This window comes from Nonomuraea terrae, from assembly GCF_044465245.1.
GTDB lineage: Bacteria > Actinomycetota > Actinomycetes > Streptosporangiales > Streptosporangiaceae > Nonomuraea > Nonomuraea terrae.
Genome location: NZ_JBITLL010000008.1, coordinates 512,669 through 528,385, shown reverse-complemented (window position 1 = coordinate 528,385; position 15,717 = coordinate 512,669). Strand labels below are relative to the sequence as shown.

Here is a 15,717-nt window from a genome sequence, read left to right as displayed (position 1 = left end):
ACCACCAGCAGGAGACGCGTAATGAACGGCGCCATGCCACTCGACGACGAGCGGCAGACCGAACGGTGACTCCGAACGCAGCCATCGCCCGCGCCCTCGCCGTCGGGCCGGACTCCTCCGCGGCCGAGCGCACGATCGACATCACGACCCTGGGCGCACGCACCGGCCTGCCGCGCCGTATCGAGATCTGGTTCCACCGCGTGGACGGTCGCTGGTACCTGACCGGCATGCCCACGCCCCGCGGCTGGTACGCGAACTTGCGGGCCAATCCGCGGTTCGTCGTGCATCTCAAGCACGGGGTCAGGGCCGACCTGCCCGCGACCGCGGCGCCGGTGGACGAACCGACACGGCGGCGAGTGATCACCGCGGTTCTCGACCTGCAGAACCGGCCCGAGATCGCGGCGCGGGTCGGCCGGCGTCAGAGCCTCGACGAGTGGCTCGCGCACAGTCCACTGGTCGAGATCGTGTTCGACGACGAGCGGTTACGGACACTGCCGACGTCCGAATAGTCCTCATTGATCGGCACGCCGCACCCCAACCAGAGCCCAGCGCCACCATGCCGATCACTCACCGAACGATTCCAAGGGAGAATCATGAAGTACCGTACGCTGGGCCGGACCGGAATGCAGGTCAGCCCGTACTGCCTGGGCACCATGATGTTCGGGGCGCTGGGCAACCCCGACCACGACGAGTCGATCCGCATCATCCACAAGGCATTGGACGCGGGGATCAACTTCGTCGACACCGCCGACGTGTACTCCGGCGGCGAATCCGAGGTGATCGTCGGCAAGGCGCTCAAGGGCCGCCGCGACGACGTCGTGCTGGCCAGCAAAGTGCACTATCCGATGGGCGACGACCCGAACCACCGGGGTAACTCACGGCGCTGGATCATGACCGCCGTCGAGAACTCCCTGCGCCGCCTGCAGACCGATCACCTCGACCTCTACCAGATCCACCGCCCCGACCCGACGGTCGACGTGGAGGAGACGCTGTCAGCCCTGTCCGACCTCGTCCACAGCGGCAAGGTACGCGCGATCGGCACGTCCACCTTCCCGGCCTCGGAGATCGTGGAGGCGCAGTGGGTCGCCGAGCGGCGCGGCCTTGAGCGTTTCAGAAGCGAGCAGCCGCCGTACTCCATCGTGAACCGGAGCATCGAACGCGAGGTCCTGCCGATCGCTCAGCGCTACGGGATGGGCATCCTGGTCTGGAGCCCGCTCGGCCAGGGTCTGCTCACGGGTCGGCACCGCAAGGGCCGGCAAACCGACACCCACCGGTCCGGCTATACGCCGCAGCACTTCAGCGACGAGCGCAAGCTCGAGGTGGTCGAACAACTCATCCCGCTCGCCGAGAAGGCCGGCCTGCCGATGACCCACCTCGCGATGGCGTTCGCGATCGCCCACCCGGGCGTCACCTCGGCGATCATCGGCCCGCGCACCATGCAACAGCTCGACGACCTGCTGGCCGGCGTCGACGTCACCCTGGACGACGACATCCTCGACCGGATCGACGAGATCGCCCCGCCCGGCACCGACGCCGGCCCCAACCAGGCCGAGTACACCCCGCCGGCCGTCTCGACCGTGAGCCTGCGCCGCCGCCCGATCGCCGAGCGCTCCGCTGCTTGATCCATGAACGCACCACTGTCGGCGCGACCGCCAGGCGACGGTCGCGCCGCTTTCCCCTACGAAAGGGTGATATCAGCGATGTCCCTGGACTCCTACCGCACACTCGGCAACTCCGGCCTACGCGTGAGTCCCCTCTGCCTGGGCGCGATGACCTTCGGCAGTGAGGTCCTCGGCACCGACGAAGGCACCTCGCACGATCTGATCGATCGCTACACGGCGGCCGGTGGCAACTTCATCGACACCGCCAACGGCTACTCCCAGGGGCGCTCCGAGGAGGTCATCGGCGCGTATCTCGCCAAGCGGAGAGACCTGCGGGACCGGCTGGTCATCGCCACCAAATTCGCGGCCAGCCTGTTCCCCGGCGACCCCAACGGCGGCGGTACCGGACGCAAGGCGATCTACCACCAGGTCGAGGGCTCGCTGCGCCGGCTGGGCACCGACTACATCGACCTCTACTGGCAGCACAACTTCGACCGGCACACCCCGGTGGAAGAGACCATGTCTACCCTCGACGATCTCGTTCGCGCCGGGAAGATCCGTTACATCGGGTTGTCCGACACGCCTGCCTGGGCCGTCGCGCACGCCGCCACCATCGCCGGATTCCGCGGCTGGACGGGCGTGGCGGCGATCCAGGTCGAGTACTCCCTGCTGGAGCGTACCGTCGAAGGAGAATTGTTCGGCGCGGCTCGCGCGTTCGGGCTCGGCGTCACCCCATGGAGCCCCCTCGCCAACGGCCTGCTTTCCGGCAAGTACACCCGGGACGATCCGGCACCGGCAGGCTCGAACCGGGCCCACCACGTCGCATCGCGGCTGACCGAGCGGACGTTCACGGTCGTGGAAGCGCTTCAGCGCATCGCGGACGGCCTGGGGGCGTCGATCGCCGCCGTCGCCCTCGCCTGGGTACGCCAGCAGCACCCGGTGACGTCCACCATCATCGGCGTCCGCACCCCCGCGCAGCTCGACGCCAACCTGGCCAGCCTCGACGTCACGATCCCCGACGAGAAGCTCGCCGAGCTGGAGGCGCTCACCACACCCCACCTGAACTTCCCAGCCGACTTCCTCAAACAGGTGGCGGTCGACTACCAGCAACGCGGCGCCACCGTCAACGGCGTCACCTCCCGAGCCCGGTAAGGCCCGAGTCGGGGAGTAGGAGCTCGACCTGATCGCCCGTCATCACCTGAGGAGCCAATGCTGCTGCACCAGAAGGCGCGCCATCGCCGAGGGGCGTCCGGCGGAAAGTCACCGGGCCGCACGGCAGCTGCCGGCGATGACTTACGGCACCGGCTCTAACCCGCGTTGGCGCGGCGGGTCGTGCTGAACCGGCGTTGGTAGGCGGCAGGACTGATCGACAGCTTCCTGGTGAAGACCCGCCGCATGCTTTCGTAACTGGGGAACCCGGCGAGGGTCGCGGCCTGCGTCGCGGTGTGTCCTTGGTCGAGCAGCGCCCTCGCCATGTCGAATCGGATGTTCTCCACGTAACGGGCCGGTGTCGTGGACAGCTCGTCGTGGAAGAGCCGGGTGAGGTGCCGCGTGCTCACGTTGAGGTGTTTCGCGAGTTCACCGAGCGAGTGGTCTCCGTGGGGGTTCGCCGTCACCAAGCCGACGATGTCGCGCAGAGCCGGCGAGCGGGGCGGTGGCCCTTGCAGCGGTGCGGAGAACTGGGACTGGCCGCCCGCACGCTGCATGTACACCACCAAGGCGCGGGCGACGTCACGCGCCAGGTGGGGCCCGTGGTCCTCCTCGACGAGAGCGAGCGCCAGATCGATGCCGGCCGTCACCCCGGCCGACGTGTACGTGGTGCCATCGCGAACGTAGATCGCGTCGGGCTCGACGCGGCATGTGGGGCACCGGACGGCGAGCTCGTGCACGACCTGCCAGTGCGTGGTCGCGCGCTTGCCGTCGAGGAGGCCGGCGGCGGCGAGGAGGAACGCCCCGGTGCAGATCGACGCGACCCGGCCGGCCGCGGCCGCCGGTATCCGCGTGGCGTCCGCCAGGTCGCCGGGGACACGGGCGCGTGGATAGAGATCGGACCCGGCCACCAGTACCGTGTCGAAAGCCGGCTCCGCGGAGACGGCGCCGTCGACCGCGATCCGGACCCCGAGGCTCGACGTGACGTCCGCACCGGTGGGCGACAGCAGCACGATCCGGTAATCGGCACCGAACCGGTTCGCCTCCTTGAACACCTCCGCGGGACCCGCGACGTCCAGCAACGTCACCCCGTCGTAGACGAGGATCGCGACCCGGTGGGGAGCAACGTTCACCGGTCCGGCCCCTGGGGAGCCGGATCCGCGCGGTGACCGGCCCGGCGGGGCACTGGCCGCCGTCGATGCCGCGACGTGGGAGGCATGGACACCGTTCATTGGTAGCACACCGTTACCGGGTGATCCGCGTGGGCGGGGTTGCTCAACCTGGCAGGCGCCGAAACCACCCCTCGACCGCCCCTGGGTGGCCTCGCCGTGCCGGCGAGGTGCGGCTGGATGTCGCCCTGTCCGGATATAGGTGATTCCTGGCCGAACGAAGGCGGCGCCGTGCCCGGATCGGTGGGCAGCATGGAAGTCGGACACAGAGCCCACAAGACGACATGCTTCCCGAAAGTCAGACGTCATGCCAGCAGTCATCGCGGGGTTGGAAGTTCCTGAGACAGCGGCGGTCGCCGAAGCGACCATCCTCATCCAGGAGACGACCAGCCCTCTCATCTACCACCACTCCCGGCGGGTCTTCCTCTTCGGCCTGATCCACGCTCACAAGCTCGGCGTGAAACCGGACCCGGAGCTGCTCTATTTGGCGGCCATGTTCCACGACGCCGGCCTCCTGGCTCCCTTCTCCGACGTCGAGCAGCGCTTCGAAGTCGATGGCGCCGACCACGCGCGCGAGTTCCTCCTGGACCGGGGTTTCTCGACGGCCGCGGCCGAGACCGTCTGGACGGCGATCGCGCTGCACACCACGCCGGGCATCCCCGGCCGGATGGCCCCGGAGATCGCCACCACGCACCTCGGCGTCTTGACCGACGTGCTCGGCTTCGGCCTGGACGGGCTGGAACCCGATCAGCTGGGCGAAATCCTCGCGGTCCACCCGCGAGGGGACTTCAAGAACGAGTTCCTGCGAGCCACCGTCGACGGGCTCAAGAACCGCCCAGAAACCGCGAACGGCACCGTGAACTCCGACGTGCTCGAGCACTTCATCCCCGGCTACCAGCGCGTGACGACGGTCGAGCGCATCGTCGGCTCGCCCTGGGCGAGCTGACATCACCAGAGGCCACGCGATCAACGGGGTGAGCCGCTTCGGCAACGGACGTCGTGATGCGTTCGCCGGCTGCGCCGACGTGGTGATGACGGCGACCGCCAGACGTTCTACGGGACCTTCGGCGTCATCAGTGCGGCGACCAGCGCGAAGGCCCGGTCGGAGGTGCGTGTCGAGCCCTCGCAGAAGCCCCATACCGACGAATATTCTGGAAAGGATCCGAGCATGCGAGCGATCACCGTGCGAGACCGTGACGCGGGTGTCGGCGGCCTCACCCTGGCAGACATGCCTTACCCCCACGCTGCGGAGAACGACGTCATCGTGCGCGTGCACGCAGCGGGCTTCACCCCCGGAGAGCTCGACTGGCCGGCAACGTGGTCCGATCGCGCCGGTCGCGACCGGACGCCCAGCATCCCCGGGCACGAGCTGTCCGGCACCGTGGTCGAGCTCGGCTACGGAACCACCGGCCTCACCGTGGGCCAGCGGGTGTTCGGACTGACCGACTGGGCCCGCGACGGATCCCTGGCCGAATACACCGCGGTGGAGGCTCGCAACCTCGCCCCCCTCGCGGCCGACATCGACCACGCCGTGGCCGCCGCGCTGCCCATCTCCGGACTGACCGCATGGCAGGGACTGTTCGACCACGCCCACCTCACGACCGGCCAGACCGTCCTCATTCACGGCGCCGCGGGCGGTGTCGGCTCGATCGCCGTCCAACTCGCGCGGGAGGTGGGCGCCCGCGTGATCGGCACCGGCCGAGCAGACGACCGCGATGTCGCGCTCGGCCTCGGCGCGCAGACCTTCCTCGACCTGGACGCCGACGATTTGCACCATGTCGGCGAGGTGGACGTGGTGTTCGACGTCATCGGCGGCGACATTCTCGAGCGATCGGCCGAACTGGTACGCCCGGGTGGCACCCTGGTCAGCGTCGCCGTGCCACCTACCGTGCAGCCCAAGAACGGGCGAGCCGTCTTCTTCGTCGTCGAACCCGACCGCGCCCGGCTGACCGACCTCGCCGAGCGCGTCAGAGCCGGACGGCTCAACCCCATCGTCGGCGCTGTGCGACCGCTTTCCGAAACGGCCTCGGCGTTCGCCCGCCACCGCCGCACCCCCGGCAAGACGATCATCCAGGTCGCCGACGACCAAGGGGTGCAGCACTCATGATCAGTGCGCGAATCGCCGGCGGCGTGCTGATCGCAGGCATGGCGGCCGCGCTGGTCGGATGCGCCCCCGCGACGGGGCGTCCGACCACCCAGGCCATTTCGGCCGTGGCTTCGGAGCACCCTTCCGAGACCCTGACACCCCTGTTCCAACAGGCGCTCCCGAACGTCCGCGGCAAGACCTTCACCTCGGCGACCGTGACCTTCCCGCCGGGCGCCGAAGCGGCGCCCCACCGACACGGCGACGCGTTCGTCTACGCCTACGTGCTCGAAGGCACGGTACGCAGCCACGTCGAAGGCGAACCGATGCGCACATACCACCAAGGCGAGAACTGGATGGAGCAGCCGGGAGCCCACCACGTGGCCACGGAGAACGCCAGCGACACAGAACCAGCCGAGCTCCTCGTCGTCTTCGTCTCCACCACCGGAGAACAGCTCAAGACCGACGACCGGCACCAGTAGCCCCCGTCACGACAGTGTGATCAGCCCGTCCCCCAGAGGCCCTTCGCCGGCGGAAACGCGGTGAAGGGCCGCTCGCTTCGTGCCCGGCCGGCTACGGCTGACACCGGGAGACTACGGTTGACCGTTCCCTATGAGTTGTTTCCCCGCCTTTTGAGCACCACCCCGATCAGGACCTTGTCGACACGACCTTCCCCGGCCCCCGCCGGGGGACCGGGGCCGCGAAACGGCGGAGCCGGGTCTGCCGAGAGTCTCCGCAGGCCCCCGCACCGCTGACCGGCGCCGGCGAATGAGAGGAGACACATGACCCACGTGCTGCTCACCGGATTCGAGCCGTTCGACGGCTCCGGCGTCAATCCGTCGTGGCAGGCGGTGCGACTGGCCGCGACCACGCCGCCGGAAGGGGTGTCGCTGACGACGGTGATGCTGCCGGTGGTCTTCCACGACGCCATCGCGCGGCTGCGCGCGGCCGTCGAGGAGTCCGGGGCCGAGGTCGTCGTCTGTGTCGGGCAGGCGGGCGGGAGGCCGGGCATCACGGTCGAGCGCGTCGCCATCAACCTCGATGACGCTCGCATCCCTGACAACAACGGCGCCCAGCCCGTCGACGAGCCCGTCGTCGTGGACGGCCCGGCGGCGTACTTCTCCACTCTCCCGGTGAAGGCGTGCGTGGCCGCCGTCCGCGACGCCGGCCTGCCGGCGTCCGTCTCGCACACGGCGGGCACGTTCCTCTGCAACCACGTCTTCTACGGGCTGATGCATCTCATCGAGTACGGCCGGCCGGGGGTGCGCGGCGGTTTCGTGCACGTGCCCTACCTGCCCGAGCAGGTCCCGGGCGGCGACCAGCCGTCGATGTCCGTCCACTCGATCGCCGAAGCGCTGACGGCGATCGTGTCCGTGGCGGTCACCACGACCGCGGATCTGAAGGAGACCGGTGGCGCTCTCCACTGATCCGCTGCCGACCGTCGCCGATCTCGCCCCCCGCTTCGCCGGCCTCGCTCTGGAGAACGTGACGCGGGAGTTCCCGAACGCTCCGCAGCACCTCGTCACGGGTCCGGGCGACATCGTGCCGCCGCGCGTCCACCATCCGGCTTTCTACGGCTCCTACGACTGGCACTCCGCGGTGCACATGCACTGGCTGCTGGTCCGGCTGCTGCGGCGGAACCGGACGGAGATCGACGAGGCCGCCGTTCGCGAGGTGCTGGACCGGCACCTGACGCCCGAGCACCTGACGACCGAGGCCGTCTACCTGCGCGCCCACCCGACGTTCGAGCGGCCCTACGGCTGGGGCTGGCTGCTCGCCCTGGCGGCTGAATGCGCATCGGCCGGTGGCGACGGTGCACGGTGGGCGGGCGCGCTGCGCCCGGCGGTGACGGCCGTCGCCGAACTCGTCGAGGGGTGGCTGGCCAAGGCCACCTATCCGGTCCGTCATGGCGTTCACGCCAACAGCGCGTTCGCGCTGGGACTGGTCCTGGACTCGGCCGAGCCGGCCGGGTGCGCGGCACTCGCGGGTGTCGTCTCCGAGACCGCCCGGCGTTGGTTCGGCACCGATCGCAACTATCCGGCGGCCTGGGAACCGTCCGGGCAGGACTTCGTGTCGCCGGCACTCACCGAGGCGGATCTGATGCGGCGGGTGCTGACTCGGGAGGAGTTCGCGGCGTGGCTGTCGGCGTTCCTGCCGGGGCTGGCACACGGTGAGCCGCAGGCTCTGCTGGAGCCGCCGATCGTGTCCGATCCCCGCGATCCGCACATCGGGCACCTGATCGGGCTCGCGCTCAGCCGCGCGGCGGCGCTGTGGGCCATCGCCGCCGCGCTACCGGCGGACGATGGGCGGAGTCCCAGGCTCACCGCCGCTGCCGAGGCGCAACTGAAGGCCGCTCTTCCCCAGGTGATCGCCGGCGACTTCGTCAGCGATCATTGGCTCGCCACGTTCGCCGTGCTCGCCTTGGACGCCGCCGATCCGGTATGACACCTCGGCCGCGGCCAGGGCGACGCTCAGCGTGCGTCCGCCCGCGCGTGCCGTGACCACGGCGGGCCGTACGGGATCAGAGATCGACATAGATCACCATTTGTCGCTACGCTCCCCGTAAGGGCACGTCGCTGGTCACCGGCTCGTCCGGAGCCCATGGCCGTACGCCGAGGACACCGCCCGACGGCTGCCGCGCCATGACGGCCGGCGGGACAGACGATGGACGAAGACCGGCTGGCACGAGGTGAGTTGTGGCTGAGACATCGCCGAGGGAGTTCAACCCCGAAGTCGCGCACAACGCGCGCGTATGGAACTACTGGCTGGGCGGGAAGGACAACTTTCCGGCCGACCGCGTGGTAGGCGACCAGGTCCGCGAGATGTTCCCCGCCATCGTCGACGTGGCCCGCGCCGACCGTGAGTTTCTCGGGCGAGCCGTACACCATCTCGCCGGCGAGGCCGGCATGTGGCAGTTCCTCGACATCGGGACGGGCCTGCCGACCGCGAACAACACCCACGAGGTCGCCCAGCGGGTGAACCCCCGGGCGCGGATCGTGTACGTGGACAACGACCCCCTGGTGCTCGTGCACGCGCGCGCCCTGCTCACCGGCACAGAGGAAGGCGCGACCGACTACATCGACGCCGACCTGCGCGACCCGGACGCCATCCTGCGGGAAGCCGCGAGGACGCTCGACCTCACCCAGCCTGTGGTGATCATGCTGCTGGGCGTCGTCAACTTCATCAGCGACACCGGCGAGGCCCAGCGGATCGTGAAACGTCTGCTGGAGGCGGTGCCGTCGGGAAGCTACCTGGCGCTCACCCATCCCACGATGGACATAGGAGGCGGGTCCAACGCCGAGGCGCTGGACTTCTACAACGCCCACGCCACACCACAGATCACGGCGCGCGGCAAGGAGGAGCTGTCCGGCTTCCTCGACGGGCTGGAACTGCTGGAACCCGGCCTCACGTCGTGCTCGCTGTGGCGGGCCGAGGAAACCCCCTTCGGCCCTCCCGACCCGGTGGCGCAATACGGCGTGGTCGCCCGCAAGCCCTGATCGAACACCTCCAGCCGTAGGACCCGCCAGCAGAAAGGCCCGTCACCGGCGGGAACGCGGTGGCGGGCCTTTGCCTGGCTGTCTGTGGTGATCGTCGGAGTTCTACGGCTGCTCACGGCTATGACGCGGCTGAGCACGCCCCCCGCTGGACGAGTTCGCGGAACCAGGGCCGGCTGGTGCCGGGAGATGCGTGGAGGCGAGCTGCGCCTTTCGTGTCGATGTCAGTCTGTGGGCCCCAGCCCGGCGATGCGTTGCTCGCGCACGTCCTGCAGGGCCCGCAGGTAGCCGATCTCCAAGGCACGACAGATCAGGTTGTTCATCTCGGCAGAGCCGTCGAGGCGTCCCCAACCGGTGAACTCGTTGGACACCGCCTCATCGGCCAACCGCTCGTCGCCGGCATCACCGGAACGTGGCCCGTCGTAACGGATCCGGCCGATGAACTCGCTCCATTCCTCCAGCTCAGCACGCGCGTCTTCATCGTTGCTCATACTGGCCATCGTGACCCATGATCACTTTCTTCGCGAGCTCATCCGGCGTGCTCGGCCGGGAGGGCGTGGTCAAGACGGTCGAACGATGTCTCGCCGGGGCCTTCGTGAGGATCAGGCCGGAGCCGTCGGTTTTGCCGGCCGTCCTTCGCGCCAAGACGCCCTACCCTGTCCGACCAGGAGCGAGGTCTTGCTGCAGCGATCATCGCGGTTCGACCCTGAGAGCATGAGCCCCGGCCGGGACCGACGCCGCAGCGGCGTCCACCCACCGCAGGGGACTCGTTGCCCTTGCGGCGCTCATTCACCTACGCTCTCGTCGGGCTGCCCCTCTCCCACGCTGGTGTCGAGGAGGTACGCCCCGGCATCGTGCAGGGTGATGCCGTAGCCCGGTGCCTGGTCGGGAGGCGACCATTCGTTGGTCGCGCCGACCGCCTTGAAGCGGGTGTCGCGGGTCGGGCCGTCGCCGACGAGGTGGCCGCGCAGATGGCCGGCGCGGTCGTACACGGCCCACCGGCCGGCGCCCACCTGCGGCATGGCGTCCGGGTTGTCCTTGAGCCACTGAGCATTGGCCGCGTGATCGGGCCGCTCGTCGGGCCCGTTCGGCTGGGAGGGGTCACCGGTGGCGTGATCTTCGGTTTTGCGAGCACTGCCCATGTCGCGTCTCGCTCTCTGCTTGTGGCTGTTGCCTCCGAGAGGTCGGAGAAGCATTCTCAGCCTAGGAACACACGGTATGGCACACTCGGCCCGGCCACGTCCGCGTGCCCACCGCCGGCGGTGCCGGCCTGGCGGGGCGGCGCTCGCCGCGGCGGTACCAGGCGTTGACGTGAGATACGCGCCCGGCGAGGTCAGGCCCCAGGGAAGTGGCCCTGCCGATGCCTGCGGCCCCACCGGTGACCGGCGTCGTCCTGCGGGTCAGGCCCGTCGCGGATCCGCTTCATGGCCTGCTCTCTTGGCGTACGCGGGCGCCTGTCGGGTCGCCGAGACGGTCATCACCGCGTGACGGCGGCGTTGGACCCGCTCGTGGTCGGGCCAGTGCACGTCGCTCGCCCAGCCGAGCCGTTCGAACAGGCCGATCAGGCCGGCGGCCGGGTCGAACCTGCTGACGAGCCGCGTCCGGCTGAGTCGCCCAGCGTGATCACTTCCGACCTGGCCGGGTGGCCAGGTCGGTCACATCGCCGGTGGCGCTGGTGGCCGCCAACGCGGTGGCGAACAGGATGAGCTGGTTGAGCACCTTGAGGAAGAGCAGCATCGCCACCGCTCCGGTGACGACCTGGTAGGCGGGGTTGGCGGCGGTGAGGTTGAGCAGGGCTTGGCCGAGGGTCTTGAGGATCTCCAGGCCGATCGTGATGACGAGCGCCGGGCCGATCACCCGGCGCAGCGGCAAATGCAGCCGGGGCGGCGCGGTCAGCAGCGCCATGGCAAGCAAGGTGTTGATCCCGATTCCCAGCACGAACGCCGCCACCGACAGCACCCCGCGAGCGGGCATGGCGTCCACGCCCACGGTGTTCACCGCAAGCCAGGTCAGCACCCACTCGGCGGCGAAGGCGACGGTGAGCGACAGGGACAACAGCACCCCGAGCCCGGCCACCACGCCCAGGTCGATGATCTGGCGCAGGAAGAAGTTGCCCGGGTACTCCTCGAGCCCCCAGATCGCCCTGGTCGCCGAGCGCAGCGTGTCCATCCAGAACAGGCCCGCCAGCGGCAGCACCACGCAGGCCACCAGCCCGGCCGTTCCACCGGCGGTGCGAAGCGCTTGGACGTCGAGGCGGGGGAAGGTGTCGCTCAGGTAGCGCTGCACCTGGGCCAGCGCCTCCGGATAGTCCAGAATGCGGCCGAGGATGGCGAACCCCAACAGGGCCAAGGCGAAGGTGGCGAAGAAGGCGTAGTAGGTGAGGGCGGCCGACAGCCGGCCGGCGTCGGCCCTGTCGTAGCGGATCAGGGCGCGCACCGCGTGATCCAGCCAGCCGTGCCGGCTCCTCGCTCGCTTCCAGCCTGTGGCCATCCGGGCGGCCCAGCGCCGAGCGGCGCTCATGGCCGGGGCCGGTACGTCGGCGGGATGCGACCGTGAGCGCACGCCGCGCTCGTTTCACAGAGAATGGCTCACCGTGCCGTCATGAGAAAGCTGGTAGGGCGAAATGCCCCTACCCATGACGCAAATTTCTCCAACATTTTTCTGGGTCCAGCATGGAAGCGCGCACGCCGGTTCCGTTCGGTTTCACAGCGCGACATTGACGGGCGGCTCCTCTGAAGCCCGTTATCGGGCCAAGGGTGTGGCCACCGTGCGCGTGGGCAGGTGAACGGGCTCCAAGGGGGTGAAAGGACGCTGCACGCGTGATGGGGGGAACTGGCATGGCTTCGACGGGTGCAGGCAGCGTCGACCGGGAGCGGGACGGCGCGGCGCCGATCGTCGACGGACGTAAACCGGTCGCGGCGGTGGTCGCGTTGTGGGTGTTCGTGCTGGTGCCGTTCGCGGCGCTGGTCGCCGCGATCCCGGTGGCCTGGGGGTGGGGGCTGAGCTGGGCCGACGTGGCGATCGCCGCCACGGCCTACGTCCTGACCGGGCTCGGCGTCACGGTGGGCTTCCACCGGTGTCTCACCCACGGCGCGTTCAAGGCCCGGCGGTGGCTGCGGATCGGCCTGGCCGTGGCCGGGACGCTGGCCGTGCAGGGCTCGGTCATCCAGTGGGTGGCCGACCACCGGCGCCACCACGCCTTCGCTGACCGCGACGGCGACCCGCACTCGCCCTGGCGTTACGGCCACAGCGTGCGCGGCCTGGCCAAAGGACTGCTGTTCGCGCATGTCGGCTGGATGTTCGAGCGTGACCGCACCAACCGGCGGCGCTTTGCCAAGGACCTGCTCGCCGATGCCGACATGGGCCGGGTGGACCGGCTGTTCTGGCCGCTGGTCGCCGCCTCGCTGCTGCTGCCGCCCGCCGTCGGTCTGCTGGTCACCGGCACCTGGCGCGGAGCGCTGACCGCGTTCTTCTGGGGCGCGCTGGTGCGGATCGCGATGCTGCACCACGTCACCTGGTCGATCAACTCCATCTGCCACGTCTTCGGCGAGCGGCCGCTGAAAACCCGCAACGGGGACCAGGCCGCGAACTTCTGGCCGCTGGCGATCCTGTCGTTCGGCGAGAGCTGGCACAACGGCCACCACGCCGATCCCACCTGCGCCCGCCACGGCGTGCTGCGCGGCCAGCTCGACATCTCCGCCCGGCTGATCTGGCTGATGGAAAGGCTCGGCTGGGCCCACGACGTACGCTGGCCGACCCCGGCGCGCCTGGCCGCCCGGCGCCGCGAGCCTTCCCCCTCGGCCGTCACCGCTCCCTCCGGGCGAGCGCCTGCTCGGCCTCCGCGCTGAGCAAGCGCGCGGCGACGGTCACCTCGGTGAGCTGACCAGGCGTCATCGCATCCAGACAGGCGGCGAGCCGCCGCCTGTCACCGTGGCAGGCCATGCTCGCCGCGCTCTGGACAGCGAGCGCGCGAGAGGCGGTGCCGATCGCTTCCAAGACGTCGGCCAGCGCCTGATCCACGTCATCGCTCGGACCCGGCCGCCGTGGCGGTGGAGCATTCAACGTCGTTCACCTTGCCGTCCTCGATCGCGGAGGGTGGCCCACCCGTCGTGCGGAAACGCGGAAACGCGGTGCCGGGCCTCTCGCGTTGCGATCGTTCTCGAGCGATCATGTCAGTGGATCTCAGCCCCGGTGATGTGTCCGCGGCGACACTGGCTCCCTCCACGCGCGCGTCTACCGTTCAGGAAGAGCGTCACAGCACCCCGGCCACAGGCGATCGCCGCGGCCGATACGCGTCAAGACGCACGACCGGAGGGTATATGGGTACGAGCCGCACGGACGTGGCGGTGCTCGAAAGGGACTTCGCGGGGCAGGTACTGCTGCCCGGTGACGAAGGCTATGACAGGCACAGGAGCGTGTGGAACGCGATGGTCGACCGGCGCCCGGCGGTCATCGCCCGCTGCACCGACCGCGGCGACGTCGCCACCGCGGTGCGCTTCGGGAGCGCCCACGGCCTCGAGATCGGGGTGCTCTGCGGCGGCCACAGCATCCTGGGGCTTCCGGTGACCGACGGCGGCCTGCTGATCGACCTGTCGCCCATGGACGCCGTACGCGTGGATCCGGCGGGCCGTCGCGCGTGGGTCCAGGGCGGCGCGCTGCTCGGCGCCCTGGACCGCGCGACGCAGCCGTACGGCCTGGCCACCACGGCGGGGAACGTGTCCCACACCGGCGTGGGCGGGCTGACGCTCGGCGGCGGGATGGGCTGGCTGGCCAGGGCGTACGGCCTGTCGTGCGACAACGTGACGTCCTTCGAAATGGTGACCGCCGACGGCGACGTGGTGCGCGCGGACGCGAAGGAGAACGCCGACCTGTTCTGGGGGTTGCGCGGCGGCGGTGGCAACTTCGGCGTGGTGACGGAGTTCGAGTTCCGGCTGCATCAGGTGGGCACCCGGTCGCTCCTGGTGGACCTGTACTTCCTCCCTGAGGACGCCGCCACGGTGCTGCGCGGATGGCGCGATCTGATCGGCGCCGCGCCGCGCCACGCCACCTTGACCGCGTGGGTCGGCACCACGGACGACTGGCCGCACCTGCCGCCCGCGCTGCACGGCCGGCCGCTGGCCGGCGTGGGGTATGTCTGGGTGGGCGACCCGGACGAGGGACGCCGCCTGCTGCCGGCGCTGCGTGACCTGGGAGCGCCGGTCGCCGAACGCGTCCAGGAGTTGTCCTATCTCGACCTCCAGACGATGGACGACAGCGCCGAAGGCCACAGGCAACGCCGGTATTGGAAGGGCCACTACTTCAGCGAGTTCCCCGACGACGCCGTCCGCGCCTTCCTGGCCCGCGGCACCGGCGACGCCGACGCGTCCTGTCTGCCGTCGGCCGGCCTGCAGTCGTACGGCGGTGCGATCGCGGACGTGGCCGACGACGAGACGGCCTTCAGCCATCGCGACACGCTCGTCGAGTTCGTCGCGGCGGCGCGCTGGTCGGATCCCGCCGAGGACGCGGAACGCATGGCCGCCGCACGCCGATACGCGGCGTCGCTGGAGCCCTTCGCCGCCGGGGCCTACGTCAACACCCTTGCCGACGAGGGCGAGACGGGCGTGCGGCGCGCGTACCCCAAGGAGAAGCTCGCCCGGCTGACGGCGCTCAAGGATCGCTATGACCCCGGCAACGTCTTCCACCTCAACCACAACATCCCACCGACGTCACGGGGCTGAGGCCTGGGCGGCGCCGTGCAGGCGGCAGCGGCTCCAGCGCCGACCACTGCGCATGGATCGGGTCAGCCGCGCCGTCACCGCCAAATGGGCACGAGGTCTCCGGATGTCATGAACCGTCTTCCGGAGACCTCTCGGCTCGTCCGGCTACGAAGCGCCGCCTCCCGATCTTTTGCGACACGTTTCGGCTAGGCGGAGGCGGGTGTCCTCCCGCAGGTGTGCGAGTGCTCGTGCCCGGGCCCGCAGGCGGGGCGATAGGTGTTGGTGATGGAGACCTGCTGGGTCTGGTTCGTTGACGATGCCGGTGACCGTGGCCTCGGTGAACAGGCCGGGCGCATCGGTGAGCCGGGTTTCCGGCTGCGGCTCGGCGAACGCCGTGACCGGGGCCAACGCGAGGGTGAGACTGCACAGAGCGATGATCACAGCGTGGTTCTCTGCGTGGCGACGGCCCCGTGAACGGCGTACCACGGGGGAGAGGTTCGTCACCAGCGGAAACGCGCTGACGGG

At 69.9% G+C, this 15,717-nt stretch carries 16 protein-coding genes; 11 read left to right on the top strand and 5 right to left on the bottom strand.

Annotated features, from left to right (window positions below; genetic code table 11):
• Nucleotides 1-65: 65 nt before the first annotated feature.
• From ACIBP6_RS40930 to ACIBP6_RS40920, 3 genes are all read left to right on the top strand, one after another.
• The gene (locus tag ACIBP6_RS40930) at nt 66-509 is read left to right on the top strand and encodes a nitroreductase/quinone reductase family protein (protein WP_397059858.1); all 444 of its coding nucleotides are present in this window, start codon (nt 66-68) and stop codon (nt 507-509) included.
• An 84-nt stretch (nt 510-593) separates the two neighbouring features.
• Entirely contained in the window at nt 594-1,622 is a 1,029-nt protein-coding gene (locus ACIBP6_RS40925; protein WP_397059856.1) for an aldo/keto reductase, read from the top strand.
• A 78-nt stretch (nt 1,623-1,700) separates the two neighbouring features.
• Nucleotides 1,701-2,753 (top strand): aldo/keto reductase, encoded by a 1,053-nt coding sequence (locus tag ACIBP6_RS40920; protein WP_397059854.1) that lies wholly within the window; start codon nt 1,701-1,703, stop codon nt 2,751-2,753.
• Nucleotides 2,754-2,908: 155 nt separating this feature from the next.
• Here the strand turns inward: ACIBP6_RS40920 and ACIBP6_RS40915 are convergent, their stop codons facing one another.
• Entirely contained in the window at nt 2,909-3,883 is a 975-nt protein-coding gene (locus ACIBP6_RS40915) for a GlxA family transcriptional regulator (protein WP_397059852.1), read from the bottom strand.
• Between the two features lie 343 nt (nt 3,884-4,226).
• Here ACIBP6_RS40915 and ACIBP6_RS40910 point away from each other — a divergent pair, with 343 nt between their 5' ends.
• The 6 genes from ACIBP6_RS40910 (at nt 4,227) to ACIBP6_RS40885 (ending at nt 9,499) form a co-directional block, all read left to right on the top strand.
• Complete coding sequence (locus tag ACIBP6_RS40910; RefSeq protein WP_397059850.1) at nt 4,227-4,865, top strand: HD domain-containing protein; 639 nt, start codon at nt 4,227-4,229, stop codon at nt 4,863-4,865.
• A gap of 222 nt (nt 4,866-5,087) precedes the next feature.
• A complete protein-coding gene (locus ACIBP6_RS40905) occupies nt 5,088-6,026 on the top strand; it encodes an NADP-dependent oxidoreductase (protein ID WP_397059848.1) in 939 nt (312 codons plus the stop codon).
• Nucleotides 6,023-6,484, top strand: a complete 462-nt coding sequence (locus ACIBP6_RS40900; RefSeq protein ID WP_397059846.1) for a cupin domain-containing protein — start codon at nt 6,023-6,025, stop codon at nt 6,482-6,484. The genes ACIBP6_RS40905 and ACIBP6_RS40900 overlap by 4 nt, the downstream gene beginning before the upstream one ends.
• Nucleotides 6,485-6,784: 300 nt before the next feature.
• Nucleotides 6,785-7,429 (top strand): pyroglutamyl-peptidase I, encoded by a 645-nt coding sequence (pcp, locus tag ACIBP6_RS40895; RefSeq protein ID WP_397059844.1) that lies wholly within the window; start codon nt 6,785-6,787, stop codon nt 7,427-7,429.
• Complete coding sequence (locus ACIBP6_RS40890; protein WP_397059843.1) at nt 7,413-8,447, top strand: DUF2891 domain-containing protein; 1,035 nt, start codon at nt 7,413-7,415, stop codon at nt 8,445-8,447. The genes pcp and ACIBP6_RS40890 overlap by 17 nt, the downstream gene beginning before the upstream one ends.
• 251 nt (nt 8,448-8,698) lie before the next feature.
• Nucleotides 8,699-9,499 (top strand): SAM-dependent methyltransferase, encoded by an 801-nt coding sequence (locus ACIBP6_RS40885; RefSeq protein ID WP_397059841.1) that lies wholly within the window; start codon nt 8,699-8,701, stop codon nt 9,497-9,499.
• Nucleotides 9,500-9,720: 221 nt separating this feature from the next.
• On the opposite strand, the gene ACIBP6_RS40880 is transcribed toward ACIBP6_RS40885, so the two are convergent.
• From ACIBP6_RS40880 to ACIBP6_RS40870, 3 genes are all read right to left on the bottom strand, one after another.
• Complete coding sequence (locus tag ACIBP6_RS40880; RefSeq protein WP_397059839.1) at nt 9,721-9,987, bottom strand: hypothetical protein; 267 nt, start codon at nt 9,985-9,987, stop codon at nt 9,721-9,723.
• Between the two features lie 294 nt (nt 9,988-10,281).
• Complete coding sequence (locus tag ACIBP6_RS40875; protein WP_397059838.1) at nt 10,282-10,638, bottom strand: hypothetical protein; 357 nt, start codon at nt 10,636-10,638, stop codon at nt 10,282-10,284.
• A gap of 481 nt (nt 10,639-11,119) precedes the next feature.
• Nucleotides 11,120-12,016 (bottom strand): YihY/virulence factor BrkB family protein, encoded by an 897-nt coding sequence (locus ACIBP6_RS40870; protein WP_397059837.1) that lies wholly within the window; start codon nt 12,014-12,016, stop codon nt 11,120-11,122.
• A 317-nt stretch (nt 12,017-12,333) separates the two neighbouring features.
• Here ACIBP6_RS40870 and ACIBP6_RS40865 point away from each other — a divergent pair, with 317 nt between their 5' ends.
• Complete coding sequence (locus ACIBP6_RS40865) at nt 12,334-13,344, top strand: acyl-CoA desaturase (protein WP_397059836.1); 1,011 nt, start codon at nt 12,334-12,336, stop codon at nt 13,342-13,344.
• Here the strand turns inward: ACIBP6_RS40865 and ACIBP6_RS40860 are convergent.
• Entirely contained in the window at nt 13,301-13,516 is a 216-nt protein-coding gene (locus ACIBP6_RS40860; protein WP_397059834.1) for a hypothetical protein, read from the bottom strand. The two genes, ACIBP6_RS40865 and ACIBP6_RS40860, sit on opposite strands and share 44 nt — an antisense overlap.
• 299 nt (nt 13,517-13,815) lie before the next feature.
• On the opposite strand from ACIBP6_RS40860, the gene ACIBP6_RS40855 reads away from it, so the two are divergent.
• On the top strand, nt 13,816-15,213 hold the full coding sequence (locus tag ACIBP6_RS40855) for an FAD-binding oxidoreductase (protein ID WP_397059832.1): 1,398 nt from the start codon (nt 13,816-13,818) through the stop codon (nt 15,211-15,213).
• The last annotated feature ends 504 nt before the right edge of the window (nt 15,214-15,717 follow it).